Below are 17,573 nucleotides of genomic sequence, written 5' to 3' on the forward strand. Positions count from 1 at the left end.
CTTCGCGGCCCCCGCGCCGTCGTGGCGCATGTGGCTGATGTGGGGCATCGGCGTGCTGGGCTACGTGCTGTCGATCACCAACCGCACGTCGCTGGCCGCCGTCGGGGTGGACGCCGCGCACCGGTTCGGCGCCGACGCATCGACCCTGTCGATGTTCGCGGTGCTGCAGCTCGCGGTGTACGGCTTCATGCAGATCCCGGTGGGCATCTGGCTGGATCGCTGGGGCGCCCGGCCCCTGATGGCGATCGGCATGGTGCTCATGGCCGTCGGCCAGATCGTCATGGCACTGTCGCCGACGCTGGGGGTGGCGATCGCGGCCCGGATGCTGCTCGGCGCGGGCGACGCCGCGATCTTCCCCGGGGTGCTGCGGCTCATCGCGACGTGGTTCCCCGCGCAGCGCGGCTCGCTCATGATGCAGCTCACGGGCATCCTGGGCCAGCTCGGCCAGGTGGCGGCACTCGTGCCGCTGCCGCTCCTTCTGCATGCGACCGCGTGGGAGGTGGCGTTCGGCGCCCTCGCCGGCGGGGCTGCGCTGTTCGCCGTGCTCATCGCGGCCGTCGTGCGCAACCACCCGCCGCAGCTGCCGGCGGATGTCTCGGTCGACACCGACACCGGAGCGATCACGGTCGTGACCAGCGCGATCGACACACGGCAGGGCATCCGGGCGGTGTGGGAGAGCCCGGGCACCCGGCTGGCGTTCTGGACGCACTTCACGTCGCCGTTCGCGGGCACCGCCTTCGTGATGCTGTGGGGCATGCCGTTCCTCACCGCCGGCGAGGGCCTGGCCACGGGCCAGGCCGCGCTCGTCACCTCGCTCTACGTCGTCGCCGGCATCGTGCTGGGGCCGCTCGTCGGCGCGCTGTCGGCGCGGCATCCGGATCGCCGTTCGCGCCTGCTCGTGCTGCCTGCCGTGGCGGCCCAGCTCGGCACCTGGCTGGTCGTGCTGCTGTGGCCGGCGCCCGTGCCCCTGTGGCTGCTCGTGCTGCTCGTGATCGCGCTCGCCTCGGGCGGCCCTGCCTCGATGGTGGCGTTCGACTTCGCCCGCGCCCACAACCCCGCACATCGGCTGAGCACCGCGACGGGCGTGACGAACGTCGGCGGCTTCCTGGCAGGGCTGACGGCCATCCTGCTCATCGGCATCGCGCTGGACGTGCAGGGCGCGTCGACGCCGGATCTGTACACCGACGAGGCGTTCCGCTGGGCGTTCGCGACGCAGATCCCGCTGTGGCTGCTGGGCGCGGGGATGATCCTGCGCGAGCGGCGGCGGATCCTGGAGCGATCGGGCTGACGACCGCGGCAGGCGTGGCGGCCGCGGGATCTCCCCTGGCCTCCCGGGACCGGACGCAGCACGACCATGCTGACCCGACGATGCCGACCCGACGATGCTGACCCGACGATGCTGACGCGACGATGCTGACGCGACGATGCTGACGCGACGAGTGCGCCCCGCGTGGCACCATGGGCGCGTGACCGCACCGGGCTCCGCTCCGCTCCACCACCGCCCGCGCCCCATGACCGGCCGCGACCCCCGCGAGCCGCACCGCGCGGCGACTCCTCTCGAACTGCTCTACGACCTGACGTTCGTGGTCGCGTTCAGCCAGGCCGGATCGCAGGCGGCGCACCTGCTGGAGCAGGGACGGTACGCCGCGGCGCTCGCGGGATTCGCGTTCGCCATGTTCGCCGTGAGCTGGGCCTGGATCAACTATTCGTGGCTGGCGTCGGCGTTCGACAACGACGACGTGGTGTTCCGGATCGCGACGCTCGTGCAGATGGTGGGCGTGATCATCCTGGCCATGGGTCTGCCGCAGGTGTTCCACTCGATCGCCGAAGGACATCATCTCGACAACAGCGGCGCCGTCGCCGGCTACGTCGTGATGCGGATCGCGCAGATCCTGCTCTGGGTGCGCGTGGCGAGGCACGATCCGGCTCACCGGCGCACGGCCGCCCGCTACGCGGGAGCGATCGCCCTCGTGCAGGTCGGATGGATCGTGCAGATCTTCGTCGATCCGCCGCTGGGGATCGCCATGGCGCTGTTCGCGGTGTTCGCGATCGCCGAGATGCTGGTGCCGCTGTTCGCCGAGCGCCGCGGCCACAGCACGCCGTGGCACGCGCACCACATCGCCGAGCGGTACGGCCTCCTGACGATCATCACGCTGGGCGAGGTCGTGCTGGGCACGGTGCTGTCGGTCTCGGCGGTCGTCGAGGACGAGGGATGGTCGATCGCCGCAGGCGTCGTGGCGTTCGGCGGCACGGCTCTCGCCTTCGCGTTGTGGTGGGTGTACTTCCTCATGCCGTCGGGAGCGGTGCTGGCCGTGCGGCGGGATCGCTCGTTCGCGTGGGGATACGGGCACATCGCGCTGTTCGCGGGCCTTGCGGGCACCGGCGCGGGGCTGCATGTGGCGGCGACCGTGATCCGGCACGAGGCGCACATCGACGCGGTCGCGGCGCTGCTGACGATCGTCGTGCCGGTCGGACTGTTCATCGTGGGCCTGTTCACCGTCTACACCGTGCTGCTGGCGCGCTTCGACCCGTTCCATGTGGTGCTGACAGCGGGATCCGTCGCCGCGCTGATCGCCTCGCTGATCGCGGTGGCGGCCGGCGCCTCGCTCAGTGCGGGGATCGCGATCGTCGCCCTGGCGCCGGCGGTCGTGATCGTCGGATACGAGACCATCGGGCACCGGCACCAGGCCGAGGCGCTGACCCGGCTGGGAGCATAGCGCCGCGGGATGTCCCGCGCCCCCGGGTGCGGATGTCGGATGCGGCTGTCAGCATCGAGATATGACTCCGCAGACGCACGCGCACCGAGCCCTCTCCGGCTCACGGCAGGGCATCGTGCCGCCGTTCCTGCTCAGCCGGATCGCCCGTCTCGACGAGAGCGCGTTCGGCCACGCACCCGAGGCGGCGCGTCGCACGCTCGGCCTCGACGCCCCGTTCCGCGAGCATCGGCGACGCGAGCCCGAGGGCGAGCAGCCCGGCGGCGCGGAGTCCGGCCACCACGAGCAGTCCGCGCCGGGGCTCATCCGGCCGTCGCTGCCCTCTCGGACGCAGACGGTCGCGGGGTCCACACAACCGGGTGAGCCCGACCGCCTGATCTTCGACGCCCAGGGCCTCGAGGACCTGCCCGGCACCGAGGTGCGGGCGGAGGGCGAGCCGGAGACCGGCGACGTCGCCGTCACGCAGGCGTACGACGGCCTCGGCGACACGTACGCGCTGTTCTGGGAGGCGTTCGCCCGCGACTCCATCGATGGCGCGGGCATGCGGCTCGACGCCACCGTGCACTTCGGCGAGCGCTACGACAACGCGTTCTGGGATGGCGCGCGGATGGTGTTCGGCGACGGCGACGGCGAGATCTTCCGCGGGTTCACCGGATCGGTCAGCATCATCGGCCACGAACTGGCGCACGGCGTGACGGAGCGCACCGCGAACCTCGTCTACCAGGGTCAGTCGGGCGCGCTGAACGAGCACGTGTCCGACGTGTTCGGCGTGCTGGTCGAGCAGCGGCTGCGAGGCGACACCGCCCAGGAGGCCACGTGGCTCGTCGGGGCCGGCATCTTCACCGACCAGGTGCAGGGCGAGGCCATCCGCTCGATGCGTGCGCCGGGAACGGCGTACGACGATCCGCTGCTGGGCAAGGACCCCCAGCCCGCGCACATGCGCGACTACGTCGAGACCACCGACGACAACGGCGGGGTGCACATCAACTCGGGCATCCCCAACCGCGCCTTCGTGGTGCTGGCCGAGGCCCTGGGCCGGCACGCATGGGAACGCGCCGGGCGCATCTGGTACGAGACGCTCACCGGCGGCCGCATCACGGCGACCGCGACGTTCGCCCAGTTCGCGACCGCCACCGGCGTCGTGGCGGCGGAGCTCTTCGGCGACGATTCGGACGAGGCTCGTGCCGTCGCGGCCGCATGGGACAGCGTCGGCGTGGCGCCCGGCCGGGTGCGGGAGAAGATGCGACGGGACTAGCCTTGCGGCCATGAAGGTGGTCGTGACCCGGTCGGGCGGCTTCGCCGGCATCCGCGTCACGTGGGAGGTGCGCATCGAAGCGCAGCCCGACCGGCACGAATGGCGCGAGCTCGTCGATTCGATGCCATGGGACGACGCACCCACCGAGCCGCCGGGAGAACCCGACCGCTACATCTACCGCATCACGTGCGACCGCCACGAGGCCGTGTTGCCCGAGCGGCGCCTGGAGGGTCCGTGGCGCGTGCTGGTCGACCGTGTACGGGAGCGCTCACGCCGGGATCGGCAGTCGAGCGAGGTCGCGCCGGGCCCCGGTCCCGGCAACGCGCCCGACGCGCCCGACGCGCCCGACGCGCCCGACGCGCCCGCTTAGCGCACCGGGTCCGGATCGACGCCGTCGGTCGCGAGGAGGTCCTTCTCGACCGTGCCGCCGTAGCCCTCCTTCTGCGGGTCGCCGTGCAGGCCACCCGACAGGGCGTACTCCTCCTCCGGCGAGAGCACGAGGTTGTGCCGGCCCCAGACGCCGAATCCGATCAGGATCACGACGTACACGACCACGATCGCGACGATCGCGGGCTGGAACGTGGGGTTGAGCAGGAAGCCCACGAAGATCAGCGCCGCGATGACCGCGGCCGCGACGGCCCCCGGAACGCCCCACGGGCTGCGGTAGGGACGCGATGCGTTCGGGAACTTCCGGCGCAGGATCACGAACGCGACCATCTGCATGAGGTAGGCCAGCACGGCACCCCACACCGCGATGTTCAGCACGATCGCGCCCGCCACGGCGCCCGCCCCCTCCTCGTCGATCGCCGTGAGCACGTCGATGACGACCAGCGCGACGAAGCCGATCACGGCGCCCGCGATCAGCGCGACCCAGGGGGTCTGCGTGCGGCCGGTGAGCGAGAGGAACCGCGGGTAGTAGCCCGCGCGCGACAGCGAGTACATGTTGCGGCCGTAGGCGAACATGATGCCCTGCAGCGACGCCAGCAGGCCGATCAGTGCCAGCAGCGCGAAGACGCCCACCAGCGCGTCTGCGCCCTCTCCGACGATCGCGCGGAATCCGTCGAGCAGCGGCTCGCCGGCCACGCCCGTCGCCTGCGCCCCGATGACGCCCGTGTTGAGGAACAGCACGAGCAGACCCGTCACGATCAGCGTCGCCCGCGCGATGAGGCCCGCCCGCGGGATGTCGCGCACCGGGTCGTGCGCTTCCTCCGCCGCGAGGGGAAGCTCCTCGATGCCGAGGAAGAACCACATCGCGAAGGGCAGGGCGAACAGGATGGGCAGCACCCCGTGCGGCAGGAACGCCGACTGTCCCTCATCCGGCGCGATGTCCCACAGGGCGTCCCATGAGAACTGACCGGAGAAGATCGCCATGGCGCTGAACGCGAGCAGGATCGCGATCGCGATGATCGACACGACGATCGCGAAGCGGAACGAGAGGTTCGCCCCGGCGGCATTGATCGCGATGAACGCGACGTACAGGATGACCCACCACACCCACAGCGGCAGCGAGAACCCGAACAGGTTGCTCGTGACGCCGTCCGCATATCCCGCCGAGAAGTAGACGATCACGGCGGTGGTCGCGACGTACTCGATCGTCTCGGCGAGCCCCGTCACGAGGCCTCCCCACGGCCCCATGGCCGCGCGCGAGAACGAATAGGCGCCACCGGTGTGCGGCATCGCCGAGGCCATCTCGCCGATCGAGAAGATCAGGCCGTAGTACATGACGATGAGGATCGCGAAGGCGATCAGCATGCCGCCGAAGCCCGCGAAGTCGATGCCGAAGTTCCACCCCGAGAAATCGCCCGAGATGACGGCGGCGACCGCGAGCCCCCAGAGGCCCCACACCCCGGCGGTGCGCTTGAGCTGCCGCTTGCGGTAATAGCCCTCGTCGGCGGACGTGTAGGTGACGCCGGAGACCTTGAGCGTGTCCTTGGCCATGGGTTCGGGTTCCTTTCCGAGCGGCGCGAAGCCGGGTGGCCAGCACTATAGGGCCGGGAATGGTCGGGGCGCTATGCCTTTTTCGTCGCGCCGGGCAGCCTTAACGCGGGGGAAACATGCCGAAGGCCCGGGGGCACGCCGCGCGCGGACGGAGCCGGGTCACTGTGGTTCAATGGTCGGCAATTCACGCCATTGACCGAGGATGATCGGAGCCTCCGGATGACCCCACCCACCGGATTCCTGACGCCCGACCAGCTCAAGGACGCGATCGACGCCGACGCGATCGACACGGTCATCGTCGCCTTCACGGACATGCAGGGGCGCCTCATCGGCAAACGGGTGAGCGCCCGCCTGTTCCTGGATGACGTGATGGAGCACGGGGCGGAATGCTGCAACTACCTGCTCTCGGTGGACGTCGAGAACAACACCGTGGCGGGCTACGCGATGTCGAGCTGGGAGCGCGGCTACGGCGACATGGCCATGATTCCCGACCTCGCCACGCTGCGCGCCGCCCCGTGGCTGCACAGGACCGCGCTGGTCACCGCGGATCTGCAGTGGCTCGACGGCTCGCCCGTCGAGGAGTCGCCCCGGCGCATCCTGCAGCGTCAGATCGAGCGCCTGGCCGAGCGCGGCTTCGTGCCGTACGCGGGCACCGAGCTCGAGTTCCTGGTCTTCGACGACACGTACCGCGAGGCGTGGGCCAAGCGCTATCACGGGCTGACGGCCGCGACCGACTACAACATCGACTACGCCCTGCTGGCCTCCACCCGCATGGAGCCGCTGCTGCACGACATCCGGCGCGCGATGGATGGCGCCGGCATGTACTGCGAGGGCGTCAAGGGCGAGTGCAACCTCGGCCAGCAGGAGATCGCGTTCCGCTACACCGATGCGCTCGCGACGTGCGACAACCACTCGGTCTACAAGAACGGCGCGAAGGAGATCGCCGACGCGCACGGCAAGGCCCTGACCTTCATGGCGAAGTTCGACGAGCGCGAGGGCAACAGCTGCCACATCCACTTCAGTCTGCGCTCCCAGGCCGGCGACGCCGTCTTCGCAGACGACACGGATCCTCTCGGGATGTCGGGCCTCATGCGGCGCTTCCTGGCCGGTCAGCTCGCCGGCATGCGCGAGCTGACGCTGTTCTCGGCGCCCAACATCAACTCGTACAAGCGCTATGCGCCCGGCTCCTTCGCGCCCACGGCGATCGCATGGGGTCTCGACAACCGCACCTGTGCCCTGCGCGTGGTGGGGCGGGGACACGGCCTGCGGTTCGAGAACCGGGTGCCGGGCGGCGACGTCAACCAGTACCTCGCGGTCGCCGCGATCATCGCGGCCGGTCTGCACGGCGTCGACCACGAGCTGCCGCTCGACGAGCCGTTCGCCGGCAACGCGTACGACGCGGACGTGCCGACCGTGCCGGGGACGCTCGGCGAGGCCGCGGGCCTGTTCGCCGACTCGGCGCTGGCCCGAGAGGCGTTCGGCGACGCCGTCGTGGAGCACTACCTCAACAACGCCCGCGTGGAGCTGCGCGCGTTCGAGTCGGCCGTGACGGACTGGGAGCGGGTGCGTGGCTTCGAACGTCTCTGACTCGTCGGCGACGGCGCCGCGCGACGTGCCCCGGGTCGCGCGGGATGCCGCCGAGGGACGGCCTCCCATCATCGGCATCACGACCTACCTGCAGCGCGCCCAGACCGGCGTGTGGGACGTGGAGGCGGCCTTCCTGCCGCGCGTCTACTTGGACGGCGTCATCGCGGCCGGCGGCGTTCCCGTGCTTCTGCCGCCGCAGCCGCTCGGTCCGGGCGTGATCGACACGGCGCTCGCGCGTCTCGACGGCCTCGTGGTCTCCGGGGGCGTCGACGTGGATCCGGCGCGTTACGGCGCCGCCCCGCACCCCCGCACGGATACGCCGAACCGCCTGCGCGACGACTGGGAGTTCGCGCTGCTCGATCGCGCCCTCGAGGTCGACCTGCCGTTCCTCGCCATCTGCCGCGGCATGCAGGTGCTCAACGTGCTGCGCGGCGGCACGCTGCACCAGCACCTGCCGGACGTCGTCGGCGACGACCGCTACCAGCGGGGCGGTGGGCGCTTCTCGCGCGTCGACGTGCGGGTGACGCCCGGATCGCGCCTCTCGGGGCTCGTGGGTCCTTCCGTGCACGCCGCCGTCTACCACCACCAGGCGATCGACCGCCCCGGCGACGGCCTGGTGGTGACAGCCCGGTCGGAGGACGACGTCGTCGAGGCGGTCGAGATCCCGGATGCCGCGCACGCCCTGGCCGTGCAGTGGCACCCCGAAGAGGATGCGGACGACCGACGCCTGTTCCAGAGCCTCATCGACGCCGCCCGCGCATGGAACGGAGCCCGCGTATGACGCAGCAGATCCTGAACCCCGCCGACGAGACGGTCGTCGCGACCGTCGAGCACACCACGCCGGAGCAGACCGACGCGGCGATCGAGCGCGCCGCCGTGGCGCAGCGCGACTGGGCCGCCGTGGCCCCGGCCGATCGTGCCCGCCTGCTGCGGCGCTTCGCCGACGCGGTCGACGGCGCGACCGAGGAGCTGGCGCAGCTCGAGGTGCGCAACTCGGGGCATCCGATCGCCCAGGCGCGCTGGGAGGCGGGACACGTGCGCGACGTGCTCGAGTACTACTCGGCCGCGCCCGAGCGACTGTTCGGCCGCCAGATCCCCGTGGCAGGCGGCCTCGACGTGACATTCCACGAGCCGCTCGGCGTGGTCGGCGTGATCACGCCGTGGAACTTCCCCATGACGATCGCATCGTGGGGCTTCGCTCCCGCCCTCGCGGCCGGCAACGCGGTCGTGCTCAAGCCGGCCGAGTGGACCCCGTTGACCTCGCTGCGACTGGGCGAGCTCGCGCTCGAGGCGGGTCTGCCCGAGGGCCTGCTGCAGGTGCTGCCCGGCAACGGCTCGGTCGTGGGCGAGAGATTCGTGACGCATCCGCTCGTGCGCAAGATCGCCTTCACGGGATCGACCGCGACGGGCAAGCGGATCATGGCCGGCGCCGCCGAGCAGGTCAAGCGCGTGACGCTCGAGCTCGGTGGCAAGAGCGCCAACATCGTCTTCGCCGACGCCGACATCGACAAGGCCGCCGCGACCGCGCCGTACGGCGTGTTCGAGAACGCGGGCCAGGACTGCTGCGCGCGCAGCCGCATCCTGGTGCAGCGCAGCGTGTACGAGCGGTTCATGGAGCTGCTCGAGCCGGCTGTGCAGGGAGTCTCCGTGGGCGACCCGTCGCTGGAGTCGACCGAGATGGGACCGCTGGTGTCGCGCCCGCACCTCGACAAGGTTCGCTCGTATGTGCCGGATGACGCCGACGTCGCCTTCCGCGGCGCGGCGCCGACCGGGCCGGGCTTCTGGTTCGCGCCGACCGTGCTCACGCCCGCCCGCGACGCGCGCGCGGCGACCGAGGAGATCTTCGGCCCCGTGGTGTCGGTGTTCCCGTTCGACGACGAGCACGACGCCATCCGGTTCGCCAACAGCGGCGAGTACGGCCTGAGCGGATCGATCTGGACCCGCGACGTGGGCCGCGCGGTGCGCGTGTCGCGGGCGATCGAGTCGGGCAACCTCTCGGTCAACTCGCACTCGTCGGTGCGGTATTCGACGCCGTTCGGCGGCTTCAAGCAATCGGGGCTCGGCCGTGAGCTCGGACCGGATGCGCCGCTCGCCTTCACCGAGACCAAGAACGTCTTCCTCGCGGTCGACTGACCGACCCCGCCACCGCGACCCTTCCCATCCCGTCCCACCACAGAAAGCACCCTCATGAGCGTGACCCCCATCGATCTCACCCAGCGGCTCGCGGGCCGCGTCGCCGTCATCACGGGCGGCGCGTCGGGCATCGGACTCGCGACCGCCCACCGCCTCGCCGCCGAGGGCGCGAAGGTCGTCATCGGCGACGTCGATCCCACGGCGGGCGAGGACGCGGCGGCCGCGATCGACGGCCTGTTCGTGAAGGTCGATGTGACTCAGAAGGAACAGGTCGACCACCTGTTCGACACCGCCGCGGCCGAGTTCGGCTCGGTCGACATCGCGTTCAACAACGCCGGCATCTCGCCGGCCGACGACGACTCGATCGAGACCACCGAGCTGCCGGCGTGGGAGCGCGTGCAGGACGTCAATCTGAAGTCCGTCTACCTGTGCTCCCGCGCGGCACTGCGCCACATGGTGCCCCAGCGGCGCGGATCCATCATCAACACGGCGTCGTTCGTGGCGGTGCTCGGATCGGCGACCTCGCAGATCTCGTACACGGCGTCGAAGGGCGGCGTGCTGGCGATGTCGCGCGAGCTCGGCGTGCAGTTCGCGCGACAGGGCATCCGCGTCAACGCGCTGTGCCCGGGGCCTGTGAACACTCCCCTGCTGCAGGACCTCTTCGCCAAGGACCCGGAACGGGCACAGCGCCGCCTCGTGCACGTTCCGGTCGGCCGCTTCGCCGAGCCGAAGGAGCTGGCCGCCGCCGTGGCGTTCCTCGCCTCGGACGACGCGAGCTTCATCACCGGATCGACGTTCCTGGTCGACGGCGGGATCTCCTCGGCATACGTCACGCCGCTCTGAACGGACGGGACGAGCGGATGACGGACGCCCCGGACGACGGCGAGCTGCTGAGCTCGCAGCTGCTGCTGCGTCCGCTGCGCACGGCGAACGCGTTCGAGGAGACCGTGCAGCGGCTGCTTCAGACGATCCGTCTGGGACTCGCGGCGCCCGGCACGCGCCTGCCCGCCGAGCGCGACCTCGCGGCACGGCTGGACGTGAGCCGCGACACGCTGCGCGACGCGCTCGCCGCCCTCGCGGGCGCGGGGTACGTCGTGGTGCGGCGCGGGCGCACGGGCGGCACGTTCGTCGCGGAGCGTCCGCCGCGCACCCCCCTCGGGGCGGAAGGCCGCCCGGTCGACGACGAGGCGCCGTCGGCCGGCGCGGTCGAGGAAGTGCTCGCGATGCGCGCCGTGCTGGAGGTCGGCGTGACTCGACGGGTCGCTCAGCGCGACCTCGCGGCCGACGATCGCGACCGGCTGTGGCAGGCGTTCGAAGCGTGCCGCGAGGCGGAGCCGGCGGACTACCGTGTCGCCGACTCGCGCCTGCACCTGCTGCTGGCCGAGCTGCTCGGCGCACCGCAGGTCGTCGCCCTCATGGCCGACTCGCGGATGCGGGTGAACGAGCTCCTCGACCGCATCCCCGTGCTCGCCCCGAACATCGCGCACTCCAACGATCAGCACGAACGCATCGTGTCGGCCATCCTGCGCGGCAAGCCCGATGAGGCCGCGAGCGCGATGGCCGAGCACGTCGCCGGATCCGAAGCGCTGCTGCGCGGCTTCTTCGGCTGACGACGGCCCGGCCGGGCGATGCGCCCGCGCTACTCGGCGCGGTCGGGCTCGACCAGCACGCGCGTCAGCACCGGGCGCGTCGCGCGCAGCGCGAGCCAGACGATCGCGATGCCGAGCGCGAAGCACACGGCGATCACGAGCACCGACAGCGGCGCGGCGACGATGGCGATGCCCACCACCGGCAGCACCAGAACCCCGCCCACGAGCGCCGACACCGCGACCGTGAACAGCAGGGGCGCCATGGTGGAGCGCGTGCGCGCCGCCTCCATCACCTCACGCGGCATGCCGATGCGATCGAGCCCGACGTGCAGCGCCCGGCGGTCGAGGATCGCGGCGGCCTGGTTCACGCCGACCGAGCACGCGACCATGACGAACGACACCACGAGCGTCAGCAGCACGCCGGTCTGGATGTCGCCCGTCAGCACCGCCATCGCGGGATCGTCATAGGTGGCGGCCATGGCCATCCCGGATCCGCCGACGACCGCGACGAACGATGTCATCGCGACGCCGCCCACCTGGCGCCATGCCGCCTTGGGCGACTCCAGCACGGTGCGCGCCGCGATGAGCCGCGCCGCGGTCGTGGCCCGGCGCACCTGCACGCGGGCGAACACTCCGATGGCCCACGGGCCGATGAGGTTGAGCACCGCGATGCCCGCCCCCAGCACCCCGGCGATCAGGAACACCACCATGAGTCCCGGCACGAGGCCGGGGATGTTGAGGGCGACGAAGCCGCCCGCCACCACGATCACCGCCACGACCGCGCGCAGCCAGTGCAGACGCGGCGCATCCGTGCGTGCGCGCACACCCAACGGCGAGACGATCACCTGACGCAGCCCCACCGCCGCGCTGATGGCCGCCAGCACCGCGACGCCGGCCACGACCGCACAGAGCGCAGGGACGCCGGTCCACAGCGCGGCCGCGCCGATCGGCGCCCCACCGAACGGCACGAGGCCGACGAGCGGGATGAGCAGCAGGTACAGCAGAATGCCGCCGAACGCGCCGGTCACCGCGATCGCGGTCGACTCGAGGACGGTCATCGCGGAGACCGTGGCGGACGTGGCCCCGAGCAGGCGCAGGGTGGCCAGGCGGTCGTCCCGGCGGCGCGCGGACAGACGCGCCGCGGCGCCGCCGAGCGCGACGAGCGGCACGGCGAGCACACTCAGCGCGAGCACGCTGAGCAGCTGATACATCCCCGCGTTGGGGTCGATGTCGGGCGTCCAGCTCCAGAACATCAGCACGCCCCCCAGCACCACGAGCATCAGTGCGGTCGTCACGGCGAACGCGACGACGGGCAGCGCCAGCGTCGCGAGGCTCTGCGCGCTCGGGCGCGCGAGCATCCAGGTCAGGCGGGCGACCGGCGCGCGGCCGGACGCGGGCGCGAGGGCGACGGGAGCCGCGACCGCGCTCATCGGGCGGCCTGCGCGACGATCGCGTCGGCCACGATCCGGCCGTCCTGCATGCGGACCGTGCGGGTGCAGCGTGCCGCCACCTGCGGGTCGTGCGTGACCACCACGAGCGCGTGGCCCTGAGCCAGGGTCGAGTCGAGCAGGGCGGTCATCACGTCGGCCGATGTGGCGGAGTCGAGGGCGCCGGTCGGCTCGTCGGCGAACAGGATGCGCGCGCCGGTCGCCTGCGCCCGAGCGATCGCGACGCGCTGCGCCTGGCCGCCCGACAGCTGCCCGATGCGACGCGTCTCCATGCCCGCCAGGCCGAGGGCCGCGAGCCACTGGGCCGCATGGGCCTCGGCGGCGTGGCGCGCGTGGCCGGTGAGCAGCAGGGGCAGCGCGACGTTCTCCACGGCCGTGAGCTCCGGGATCAGCAGGCCCTGCTGGAACACGAACCCGAACTCCTCGCGGCGCAGGCGCGACCGCTCGCGCTCGCCCAGCTCATCCACGCGGACCGATCCCGTCCGGCTCGCGAGCGTGACGGTGCCCGCATCGGGCGGCAGGATGCCCGCGAGCACGTGCAGCAGCGTCGTCTTGCCCGAGCCGGACGCCCCCATGATGGCGACGGCCTCTCCCGTGCGCACGACGAGCGAGACGCCGTCGAGCGCGCGGGTCGGGCCGTAGGCCTTGGTCAGGCCGGAGGCGGACAGAAGGGGCGCAGGGGCAGGGGAAGTCATGCTCCCAGCCTGGCGATCATGACGCCCACGGACATCCCCCAGGAGTCGGTCCGCGTCATCCTGCGGATGTAGATCACGCGCTACCGGCTCGCTCTCACCCGCAGGTCCCGCGCGAGGTGGTCGCGCTGCTCGATCACGAGGCGGCGCAGCGACGCCGGGGCGTCGGCGTTGCCGGCGAGCCACGCGTCGACGGGCTCCAGCGAGTCGGTCGACGGGAACAGACCCGTCACCAGGCGCCGCGCGATCTCGATGCTGCGCTCGGACCACGCGTCCCGGATGCGCGTGAAGTACTCCTCGTCGAAACGCGCGATAAGGTGGCGCGCGTCTCCGGCCCGGAAGCCGGCGATCGTCGCGTCGAGGTGGTCGTTGGTGAGAGTGCGGTCGTTCCAGGCGGCGTCCCACGCCGCGGCGCGCACCTCGGCCACCGGCCGCGCGGCGCGGACGCGGATCCACGCGGTGCGCCCCGTCGCCGTGTCGTCGCGCGCCAGCTCGGCATCGGCGTCGACCTCGCCCGCGTGGCCCGTCGCGGCGAGCGCTGCCAGCAGCGACCAGCGCAGGTCGGCGTCGAGCGCCAGTCCCTCGGGCACCGGCCGGGAACCGTCGAGCATCGCGGCGATCTCACCCGCGCGCGCGTCGTCGAAGGCGGCTGCCCCGGCGAGCGCGCGCGCCCACGACAGCTGCGCGCCGCTCCCGGGAGCGGCCGCGTGCGTCTGCTCCCACGCCGTGTCGAGCCAGGCGCGACGCTCGGCCTCGCGCTCACCCTCGCGCACGTAGTGGCCGATCGCGAACGCGGCGTTGGCCGTCGCCGCAGCGAGGAGCCCCACGTTGGTCTCGGACGGCGCGTGTCGCCGCACGACGGCGAGGTAGCGGCGCGCGGGCATCTCGCCGTCCCGCGTCGCGTTCCACAGCGCCGACCACACGAGCCCCCGCGCCAGCGCGTCATCGAGCGTCGACAGCGCCTGCTCGACCGCGTCGAGCGAACGGGCGTCGAGACGCGCCTTCGCGTACGTCAGATCGGCGTCGTTGATCAGGATGAGATCGGCGTCCGGGAGCGACACATCCGTTCGCTCCGTCTCGATGTCGACGTCCACGAGCTCGGTGCGCCGCAGGCGCCCCTCGCCCAGCACGTAGCAGCCGACCGCGAGCCGGTGCGGGCGGGGATCCGTCTGCACCAGCACCCCGCTCTCGCGGTCATACGACAGCGTGGACATCCCGGTGGTCTCCAGCCAGGCGCGCGACCAGTTGCGCATGTCCCGGCCCGACGCCGCCTCGAGCTGCACCAGGAGGTCGTCGAGGGTCGTGTTCCCGTAGGCGTGGGCCTGGAAATAGCGGCGAGCCGCCTCGAAGAAGGCCTCGTGGCCCACGTAGGCGACCAGCTGCTTCAGTACCGAGGCGCCCTTGGCGTACGTGATGCCGTCGAAGTTCAGCTTCGCGGCCTCGAGATCGGCGATGTCGGCCACGATCGGATGCGTCGTGGGCAGCTGATCCTGCTGGTACGCCCACGCCTTGCGGCGCGCGGCGAACGACACCCACGCGTCTGTGAAGCGGGTCGCGGCGGCCGAGGCGTGCGCGCCCATGTAGTCGGCGAACGACTCCTTGAGCCACAGGTCGTCCCACCACCGCATCGTGACGAGGTCGCCGAACCACATGTGCGCCATCTCGTGCAGGATCGTGTTCGCCCGGCCCTCGTGCTGCGCCTCGGTCGACGCACCGCGGAACACGTACGCCTCCGTGAACGTCACGAGTCCCGGGTTCTCCATCGCGCCCAGGTTGTACTCGGGCACGAACACCTGGTCGTACGTCGACCACGGGTACGGGAAGCCGAACGCCTCGTCGAAGAAGTCCAGGCCCCGCCGCGTGATGTCGAGGATCTCGTCCGCCTCGAAATGCGCGGCGAGCGACGCGCGGCAGTACGCGCCCAGCGGGATGCGCTGCTCGCCCCCGTCGGGGCCGATCTTCGACCACTCCCCCACGACGCGGTGGTACGGGCCGGCCGCGACGGCCGTGATGTAGCTGGAGAGAGGCAGCGTGGGCGCGAACTCTACCGTCTGGACGCCGCCGGACTCGTCCGCGCGCACCGGCGCCTGGTTCGACAGCACGTGCCATCCGGCGGGAGCCGTCACCACGAACGTGTACCGCGCCTTCATGTCGGGCTGCTCGAAGCACGGCATGACCCGGCGCGCGTCGGCCGGCTCGTACTGCGTGTAGAGGTAGGTCTCGCCGTCGGCCGGGTCGCGGAACCGGTGCAGCCCCTCGCCCGAGCGGCTGTATGCCGCCACCGCCTGCACGACGACCTCGTTGGGGGCGCCCTCGGGCGAGGCGGCGAGGCCGGCGATCCGGATGCGCGCACCGTCCCACGCGACATCCTGGTCGGCGCCGTTGACGACAACGCGCCGCACCGACTCGCCCAGGAAGTCGACCCAGGTCTCCTCGACCGCGGCGTCGAAGCGCAGCGTCGCCGTGGTGAGGAAGCCGGGCGTGCGCTCATCCGGCGCCCCGGACAGATCGAGCTCGACGCGGATGTCGCGGAGCGAGATCGCCGCGGATCGCGCGGCCGTCTCCTCCCTCGTGAGGTTTGCGGCGGCGTTCGCTGAGGTCATCCGTCCATCATCTCAGCGGCTCGCCCCCACTCCCGCGGGTGGACGCGCCGCCGTACCCGCCGCCTCTGCGGTCGTCAACCCACTTCGGCTGCGCCGGGGGGTCGACCTACGGTCGGGCACACCAGGCGATGCGGAAGACCGCCGCCGAGGACCGATGCCGAAGACGACGCCGAAGGGAGAACGACCATGAGCGACGCGCAACGAGGCAACACGACGCACGGACCCGAGATGGACGAGGAGCTCGAGCGCGAGACGCGGGGCATGGTGCAGGGTCACGCGTCAGCGCCGCACGCGGAGCCCTTCCGCGAGTCGGAGCCGCTGCCCGACGACACCGACGACCCGGAAGCCGAGCAGGCCTTCCGCCACGACGCGCCCCGCGGCGCCGAGCACCCCGACGACCCCATCGCCGACGCGCAGACCGATGCCGAGGGCGATGCCGACGACGAGGAGGACGACACGGATGCCTGACACGATTCCCGACACCGGACACGACCTCGCCGCGCTGCTGAACCGGCCCGGCCCCTGGACCACCGTCTACACCGACGGACACGGCGCGCGCCCGCAGGCCGAGGAGGAGGCACGGCGGCGTGCCGTGACCGATCCCCTGCGCGACGCGGGGGCGCCCGAGGAGGACGTCGCAGCCGTGGCCGCTGCGCTCGACGGCGGCGAGGGTCTGCCGAGCCCGTCGGTGCGCATCCTGTGGGTGCAGCACGGCGAGGTCGCGCTCGACGAGTCCTTCGTCGGCTCGCGTCTCGGGCCGGAGCACCTCGCGCACGGGCCGGTGCCGCCCATCCTGCCGCTGCTGCGGCACCGCACGGGCGTGGTGCCCTACCTTCTGGTCGAGACCGCGCGCGAGGGCGCGCGTCTGAGCCTGCGTGAGGCGAACCGCGGAGGCGACGGCGAGACCTCGGAGATCGAGGGGCGCACCGACAGCCTCAACAAGGTGCAGGCCGGCGGCTGGTCGCACCGCCGCTACCAGCAGCACTCTCAGGAGATCTGGGAGCAGAACCAGGCCGAGGTCGCCGAGGCCGTCGACCGGATCGTGCGCGAGCAGCGTCCGCGCTTCGTGGTGGTCGCGGGCGATGTGCGGGCCCGCCAGCTGCTGCTCGAGCGCCTCGCCACGGCGTCGCGCGACCTGGTGCTGGAGGTCGAGGTGCACACGAAGGCCGAAGGCTCCGACGACGCCGCGCTCGAGCGCGCCGTCGCCGAGGCGGTCGACAGCGGCCTCGACGGGGCCATCCAGCGCACGCGCGATCGCGCGGCCGAGAACCACGGCGCGGCCGGCGCGCGCGGCGTCGGCGAGGTCATCGACGCACTGCAGCAGGCACGCGTCGACACGCTGCTGCTCGACGCGCGGTTCGTGCAGGAGGGCGACGACGGCGAGTCGCTCGCGGCGCTCGCGAACGAGCCCTGGGTCGCGCGAGGCGAGCTGAACGACCTGCCCGCCGAGTCGCTGGGCTACGTGCCGGCGGCCGAGGCACTGGCGCGCGCGGCGGTGCTCAGCGGCGCACGGGTGCTGGTGGTCGAGGAGGAGCTCGAGGACGGCGAGGCCCGCGATGGACGCCCGGCGGCGGAGCCCGTGGCGGCGCTGCGGTGGGCGGAAGGCGGTTGACG

At 72.1% G+C, this 17,573-nt stretch carries 15 protein-coding genes; 11 read left to right on the top strand and 4 right to left on the bottom strand.

Features of this window, described 5'->3' with window-relative positions; all coding sequences use genetic code 11:
* Positions 1–28 precede the first annotated feature (28 nt).
* From ABTW64_RS10230 to ABTW64_RS10245, 4 genes are all read left to right on the top strand, one after another.
* A complete protein-coding gene (locus ABTW64_RS10230; RefSeq protein ID WP_350622126.1) occupies positions 29–1,288 on the top strand; it encodes an MFS transporter in 1,260 nt (419 codons plus the stop codon).
* A gap of 178 nt (positions 1,289–1,466) precedes the next feature.
* On the top strand, positions 1,467–2,717 hold the full coding sequence (locus ABTW64_RS10235; RefSeq protein WP_350621996.1) for a low temperature requirement protein A: 1,251 nt from the start codon (positions 1,467–1,469) through the stop codon (positions 2,715–2,717).
* A gap of 61 nt (positions 2,718–2,778) precedes the next feature.
* Complete coding sequence (locus ABTW64_RS10240) at positions 2,779–3,969, top strand: M4 family metallopeptidase (protein ID WP_350621998.1); 1,191 nt, start codon at positions 2,779–2,781, stop codon at positions 3,967–3,969.
* A 10-nt stretch (positions 3,970–3,979) separates the two neighbouring features.
* A complete protein-coding gene (locus ABTW64_RS10245; protein ID WP_350622000.1) occupies positions 3,980–4,339 on the top strand; it encodes a protealysin inhibitor emfourin in 360 nt (119 codons plus the stop codon).
* Here ABTW64_RS10245 and ABTW64_RS10250 read toward each other — a convergent pair.
* Complete coding sequence (locus ABTW64_RS10250) at positions 4,336–5,907, bottom strand: amino acid permease (RefSeq protein WP_350622002.1); 1,572 nt, start codon at positions 5,905–5,907, stop codon at positions 4,336–4,338. The genes ABTW64_RS10245 and ABTW64_RS10250 overlap by 4 nt on opposite strands.
* A 219-nt stretch (positions 5,908–6,126) precedes the next feature.
* On the opposite strand from ABTW64_RS10250, the gene ABTW64_RS10255 reads away from it, so the two are divergent.
* From ABTW64_RS10255 to ABTW64_RS10275, 5 genes are read left to right on the top strand one after another with little or no spacing between them, the layout of a single operon-like run.
* The gene (locus tag ABTW64_RS10255) at positions 6,127–7,494 is read left to right on the top strand and encodes a glutamine synthetase family protein (protein WP_350622004.1); all 1,368 of its coding nucleotides are present in this window, start codon (positions 6,127–6,129) and stop codon (positions 7,492–7,494) included.
* Positions 7,475–8,275: a gamma-glutamyl-gamma-aminobutyrate hydrolase family protein gene (locus ABTW64_RS10260; protein ID WP_350622006.1), complete on the top strand. Its 801-nt coding sequence runs from the start codon at positions 7,475–7,477 to the stop codon at positions 8,273–8,275. Before ABTW64_RS10255 ends, ABTW64_RS10260 begins: the two co-directional genes overlap by 20 nt.
* Positions 8,272–9,627: an aldehyde dehydrogenase family protein gene (locus tag ABTW64_RS10265; protein ID WP_350622008.1), complete on the top strand. Its 1,356-nt coding sequence runs from the start codon at positions 8,272–8,274 to the stop codon at positions 9,625–9,627. Before ABTW64_RS10260 ends, ABTW64_RS10265 begins: the two co-directional genes overlap by 4 nt.
* Before the next feature lie 54 nt (positions 9,628–9,681).
* Complete coding sequence (locus ABTW64_RS10270; protein WP_350622010.1) at positions 9,682–10,470, top strand: 3-oxoacyl-ACP reductase; 789 nt, start codon at positions 9,682–9,684, stop codon at positions 10,468–10,470.
* 17 nt (positions 10,471–10,487) lie between these two features.
* Positions 10,488–11,237, top strand: a complete 750-nt coding sequence (locus tag ABTW64_RS10275; RefSeq protein ID WP_350622012.1) for a FadR/GntR family transcriptional regulator — start codon at positions 10,488–10,490, stop codon at positions 11,235–11,237.
* A gap of 29 nt (positions 11,238–11,266) precedes the next feature.
* On the opposite strand, the gene ABTW64_RS10280 is transcribed toward ABTW64_RS10275, so the two are convergent.
* The 3 genes from ABTW64_RS10280 to pepN form a co-directional block, all read right to left on the bottom strand.
* Positions 11,267–12,646, bottom strand: a complete 1,380-nt coding sequence (locus ABTW64_RS10280; RefSeq protein WP_350622014.1) for a permease — start codon at positions 12,644–12,646, stop codon at positions 11,267–11,269.
* Positions 12,643–13,359: an ABC transporter ATP-binding protein gene (locus ABTW64_RS10285; protein ID WP_350622016.1), complete on the bottom strand. Its 717-nt coding sequence runs from the start codon at positions 13,357–13,359 to the stop codon at positions 12,643–12,645. The genes ABTW64_RS10280 and ABTW64_RS10285 overlap by 4 nt, the downstream gene beginning before the upstream one ends.
* An 80-nt stretch (positions 13,360–13,439) precedes the next feature.
* The gene (gene pepN, locus ABTW64_RS10290; protein ID WP_350622018.1) at positions 13,440–15,959 is read right to left on the bottom strand and encodes an aminopeptidase N; all 2,520 of its coding nucleotides are present in this window, start codon (positions 15,957–15,959) and stop codon (positions 13,440–13,442) included.
* Between the two features lie 186 nt (positions 15,960–16,145).
* Here pepN and ABTW64_RS10295 point away from each other — a divergent pair, with 186 nt between their 5' ends.
* Together ABTW64_RS10295 and ABTW64_RS10300 are read left to right on the top strand one after the other, a co-directional pair.
* Positions 16,146–16,427 carry a hypothetical protein gene (locus ABTW64_RS10295; protein ID WP_350622020.1) on the top strand — a complete coding sequence of 94 codons (282 nt, stop codon included), beginning with the start codon at positions 16,146–16,148 and terminating at the stop codon, positions 16,425–16,427.
* Positions 16,420–17,571: a baeRF2 domain-containing protein gene (locus ABTW64_RS10300; RefSeq protein WP_350622022.1), complete on the top strand. Its 1,152-nt coding sequence runs from the start codon at positions 16,420–16,422 to the stop codon at positions 17,569–17,571. Before ABTW64_RS10295 ends, ABTW64_RS10300 begins: the two co-directional genes overlap by 8 nt.
* Positions 17,572–17,573 lie beyond the last annotated feature (2 nt).

It is taken from the genome of Microbacterium sp. NPDC096154 (genome assembly GCF_040302945.1).
In the GTDB taxonomy this organism is placed as follows: Bacteria; Actinomycetota; Actinomycetes; order Actinomycetales; family Microbacteriaceae; genus Microbacterium.